Raw genomic sequence first — 4840 nt, forward strand, 5'->3', positions numbered from 1 at the left:
TGAAAACCTTCAAAATCCTTGCTGAGCGTTATCGAAATAGAGGTAAAAGGCTTGGTTTGAGATTCAATTTAATCGCTGGAATTTATAACTTAGAGCTGAGTGAAAAATGACTTATGAAAGAAATCTAATGTAAGTTACTAACTATATTGGTAAAGAGCAAAACGCAAAGGTGACATGCCTTTGCGTTTTTTTATAAAAACTTAAATTTTGATAAATACCATATTCTTAATATGAGGTTTTTAAATAAAATTTTTTCAATGAATCCATAACCAAGTTCAATGAATAATCTAGCCGTGTTGGGTCGCATTCAATTCAATAAAAGCGTAAATTGATGAGGCATCCACCGTTAAACCACCTTTCTTATGTTTCCAGTTTGGATCTTATTCACTTTAATGGCTGCTTTTATGCAGTCATGGCGCAATGCATTTCAAAAGCAACTCAGTACCACTGTTGATGTGTATGGTGTCACCCTTGCTCGGTTTATTTTTGGACTCCCATTTGCCTGCATTTATTTATTTGTGCTGTACCAACAACAGCCTGTGAGTCAGGTAACCACATTTACACCTATGTTTTGGGTCTATGTGGTGATTGCAGGACTAAGTCAAATTTTAGCGACGATTTTAATGGTCTTGCTTTTTAAACAAAAGAATTATGCCATCGGCGTCGGTTTAGCGAAAAGTGAAGCCATATTTGCGGCCATTGTTGGGGTGATTTTCTTAAGTGAACATTTAAGTTTATTTGGTTGGATTGGTGTTTTGGTTGGTGGTGTTGCCGTTTTTCTTTTAAGCAAAGGTTCTCAACGACAAAAATTATCTCTGCCAACGTTATGCATTGGTGTAGGGAGTGGATTAAGTTTTGCTATTACCTCTTTATTGGTTCGTGAAGCCAGTTTAGAGCTAAGTGATTTACCGACTTTGCATCGTGCGGCGTGGGTACTGTTGAGTGTAATTGGCTTTCAATGTGTGATTATGCTGCTGTACCTCAGTCTATTTAGCCGCAAAACGCTCATTGCCATGTGGGAGAGAGTCGGTCTGACCTTTCGTGTTAGTGTCTGTAGCTTTCTAGCGTCCTTGGGTTGGTTTACTGCCATGAGCATGCAAACGGTTGCGATTGTCAAAACCCTAGGTCAAATCGAAATATTATTTAGCCTCTTAATCTCTGCATATTTCTTTAAGGAAAAACTCGCAAGAACTGATCATTGGGGCTTAGCCTTAGTGGTGATTGCGGCCATTATGGTGATTTGGGCTTAATGTGTGCTTTAAACAGACATGAAGGTAAAAAAAGTCCGAATTTAAGTCAGATTTTCGAATATTTTTTTTAATTAAAAGATGAGAAATATTTGATGTCCACTAGGATATTTATCATGGAATTGTTTATGATTTAAAGTATGACTAAACTTTGAACATGATTGAAAATGCTCAAGTTGTTCAATTTATATGTTTTTTTCAAATTTTAGCGTTAAATTTTTTTATTATTTTTTATTTATATTGCCAAAATAAACAATGTATTGATGGGAGGGCTTAAATTTGGAAATACTCATACAAACATTATCCTTCCCAGCATTGTTAACGATTTTAGCTTCGGCTTTAGGCTGTGGACTACTCATCGGTTTGGAGCGTCAACGTAACAACAATTTGGACAGTGAACAGAGCTTTGCCGGTTTACGCTCATTTACCATTTGTGCGCTGTTTGGAGCATTGTGTTTTTTAATCCATTTAGCTGTTGGTGTAATCGGTGCAATTGTCGTCAGTATGTTTAGCTATTATGGATTAAGCCAGCAAAAACAAGATATTGGCACAACCACAGAACTTGCTTTTGTTATGACCTATTTAATCGGCGCTGCTTGTGTATTTAATATTCCATTGGCTGCGTGTTTGGCTGTGGTGCTGACCCTCATACTAGTTGGAAAAAAAGGCTTACATCATTTTGCAGCGCATTGGATCAAAGACTATGAGTTAAGAGATGGAGTCTTTTTACTGGCATTGATCCTAATTGCCTTACCTTTAACGCCGAATCAAGCCTATTGGGGTTCAGTATTAAATCCCTATGTGATTTTAAAATTACTGATATTGATCTTGGTGGTGCAGTCATTAGCGCACATCGCCAAGCGGCTTCTATCTTCTGATAAAGCGATTATCTTATCGGCCTTGGCATCAGGTTTTGTGTCGAGCACAGCAACAATCGCAAGCTTAGGCATGGAAGTGCGAGCAGGAAAAGCCAGTGCCAAAAGTAATGCAGGGGCAGGACTTTTTTCATGTGTTGCGACATTGGTTCAACTTTTGATCATTGTCCTTGGGGTGAGTTTTGCTTGGTTTAAAATATTAGTTATACCAAGTATCGTCGGCATCTTGATATTGGTCCTTACTGCGTTATATCTGATTTATGGCTCATCTCAAGTTCAGCATAATAAAGAGTCAGAACCTGAAATGCTTCGTGTAGAGGCGAATGAAACAGTGCCGTTAGAAAATACTGATAGTCGAATGTTTAGCTTAAAACAGGCGGCAATCATTGCCATCACGCTTACTTTAATCCAAGCACTTGTTTATGGATTAAATCTCGCTTTAGGTGATAAAGGCTTAATTTTAGGGACATTATTAGCATCACTCTTTGAAGTCCATGCAGCTATGGCAACCGTGGTGATGCAAGGTAATATCGACAATTTAACATTGGTTTATGCTGTGGTGATTGGATTATCAGCCCATGCGATTTCAAAATGTGTGAATGCATTTCTCACAGGTGGCTGGAAATATTTTCTATATTTTGCACCAACACAGTTACTTCATATGCTGTGCCTAATCGCGGTTTTGCTATTCAGTTTAAGATAAATGAGCCAAGTGACTGCTTCTTATTATTCATGGCGCAATTGCATTAATCTGGCTTTAATTTGTGGCCAACTGGTTGAAATCCAACATACCAGCGAACCTAATGTCACCAAAATGGCACCATGCCAAAAACTTAAACTCAGTGGTGTCTGTAATATAAACATTGAAATAACCGAAGAAAAAATCGGACTAAAATACGATAAAGTTACCAATATCGTAATATTGCCTTTTATAATACCTACATTCCACGCTGCATAACCCAAAGCAGTCACGATGGACACGATCAACATATACATACCGGTATGTAAGTCTACGGCAGGCATTCGCGGAATACCGTGAAATATCAACATTTTTAGCCATAGCATAATCGTGATCACGACGAAAAAGAATGAAATAGGGTTATGTCCAAGACTGTATTTACGTGTAATCACACAGTAGAGTGACCATAAACTCGCTCCCATAAAAGCAAGAAAATAGCTTAATGGATTAGACTGAATGTTCGTAAAGACTGTAGACCAGTTAAAACTTCCATTACCCGTTTGGATCAAAATGATGCCACCCAAACAAATGGCTAAACCAATGATTACGAAAAAGTTAAATTTTAATTCTTTAAATAAGATTAACGCGGCAATTGTCAGACTCGGCCATAAATAATTGACTAAACTGATTTCAATCGCTTGTTGAGCAGTTTGAGCCAAAGCAATGGCATACGAAAAACACAACTCATAAATCACAAATAGAATAGTGGCGTATATCAAAAATTGGCGCGGAACCAGTTTAAGGTTTGGAATTTTAAATAAGAGCAATAGAATAATTGCACTCAATGTATACATAAAGAGCACTGCAAGATCAGGGCCAATACTGAAACTAATTTTCTTAAGTAAACCAACAATAGAAGACCATTGTAAGATTGCACTGAATCCAATCAGCGTTGCAAGATTTTTGGACATGATTGCTCGAAGATTTCGCAAATGGCGAATGAATTCTAAGCTTTAATTATAATCTTTCTTTAGTTGTTTAGTCTAAGCGTGAAATTATCAAACTCTATTTAATTAAAAATATTTAGAGCTCGTTGTACGTCAAGAGCAGCATGGCGATGAACTAGGTTTAGGTTCTGGCTTATTAACGCACGATTTAAAACTTGGACAATATATTCATGCCTATATTCGTGCGAATCCAAATTTTCACTTAGCAGAGGGCGTTAAGTCAGCAATTATGATTGGCAATGGCTCAGGAATGGCGGGTTTGCTTTCACATCTTAAGCAACGTGTCGCAACAGAGCACTATCAAAACTGGTTAATTTATGGTGAGCATTAACAAGATTTCGATGCAATTTTTGCTGATGAACTGCATGAATTACAAAACCAAGGTAAAATTTCAGAAATCGATCGGGTATTTTCTCGTGATGGATTTGCTGAAAAGTATGTGCAAGATGTCCTAGTTGTAAAAAAAGCTGAATTGTTTGATTGGCTAGAGCAAGGGGCTTGTCTCTATATCTGCGGCAGTTTGAATATGGCCAAAGCGGTAGATGCCACTTTGCAAGAGATACTGGGTATTGAACAACTGCATACACTGCGTAAAGCAGGTCGTTACCGCCGTGATGTGTATTAAAAATAATGGCTATTCAATAAATAAAGTAAAAAATCCTCCAAACGTGGGGGATTTTTATGTTTTCTGAATTCATTCAGCATTTATGCCTCACATATATTTTAAAATTGTGCTGAAAAATATTTGAATGACAATTGCATATTGGATGTACAACATCTACTTTAAATTTAGCTGAAGTAACTTTTAAACGTATTGAAAAATAACAGCTAAAAGCGATAATTCATTAAATGACTCTTTTAAGAAAGTTTATTTTCTTTGACGGAGGAAGTTTAAGGATTACTTTGGCTTTGTTGCACAAACCTATCGTTAAGGGCTTATTCCACAATATAATTTTCAAATGAATAAGCCCACACCTAAAATTTACCGTACTCTCAATTGGTCTACATACAACCGCGCACTTATTAATCGTG

4 protein-coding genes and 1 pseudogene are annotated in these 4840 nt (G+C 37.0%); 4 read left to right on the forward strand and 1 reads right to left on the reverse strand.

Translation table 11 applies throughout. The annotated features are described in order from the left end of the window. From FTU65_RS15845 to FTU65_RS15855, 3 genes and pseudogenes are all read left to right on the forward strand, one after another. Positions 1 to 110: pseudogene (locus FTU65_RS15845) on the forward strand (IS5/IS1182 family transposase); the annotation flags it as partial. Positions 111 to 362: 252 nt separating this feature from the next. After that, positions 363 to 1250, forward strand: coding sequence for a DMT family transporter (locus FTU65_RS15850; protein WP_180004521.1), 888 nt, complete (start codon positions 363 to 365; stop codon positions 1248 to 1250). 276 nt (positions 1251 to 1526) lie between these two features. After that, positions 1527 to 2825 carry an MgtC/SapB family protein gene (locus tag FTU65_RS15855; protein ID WP_180004519.1) on the forward strand — a complete coding sequence of 433 codons (1299 nt, stop codon included), beginning with the start codon at positions 1527 to 1529 and terminating at the stop codon, positions 2823 to 2825. Between the two features lie 23 nt (positions 2826 to 2848). Here FTU65_RS15855 and yddG read toward each other — a convergent pair whose 3' ends face one another. Next, on the reverse strand, positions 2849 to 3772 hold the full coding sequence (gene yddG, locus FTU65_RS15860; protein ID WP_180004517.1) for an aromatic amino acid DMT transporter YddG: 924 nt from the start codon (positions 3770 to 3772) through the stop codon (positions 2849 to 2851). Between the two features lie 475 nt (positions 3773 to 4247). Here yddG and FTU65_RS15865 point away from each other — a divergent pair, with 475 nt between their 5' ends. After that, complete coding sequence (locus FTU65_RS15865) at positions 4248 to 4433, forward strand: hypothetical protein (protein WP_180004515.1); 186 nt, start codon at positions 4248 to 4250, stop codon at positions 4431 to 4433. Positions 4434 to 4840: the final 407 nt, after the last annotated feature.

Source organism: Acinetobacter sp. YH12129 (genome assembly GCF_013418685.1).
GTDB lineage: Bacteria > Pseudomonadota > Gammaproteobacteria > Pseudomonadales > Moraxellaceae > Acinetobacter > Acinetobacter amyesii.

Coding starts and splice junctions, on each gene's coding strand:
- yddG (WP_180004517.1), bottom strand. CDS start 3,772: ATGTCCAAAAATCTTGCAACGCTGATTGGATTCAGTGCAATCTTACAA.
- FTU65_RS15850 (WP_180004521.1), top strand. CDS start 363: ATGTTTCCAGTTTGGATCTTATTCACTTTAATGGCTGCTTTTATGCAG.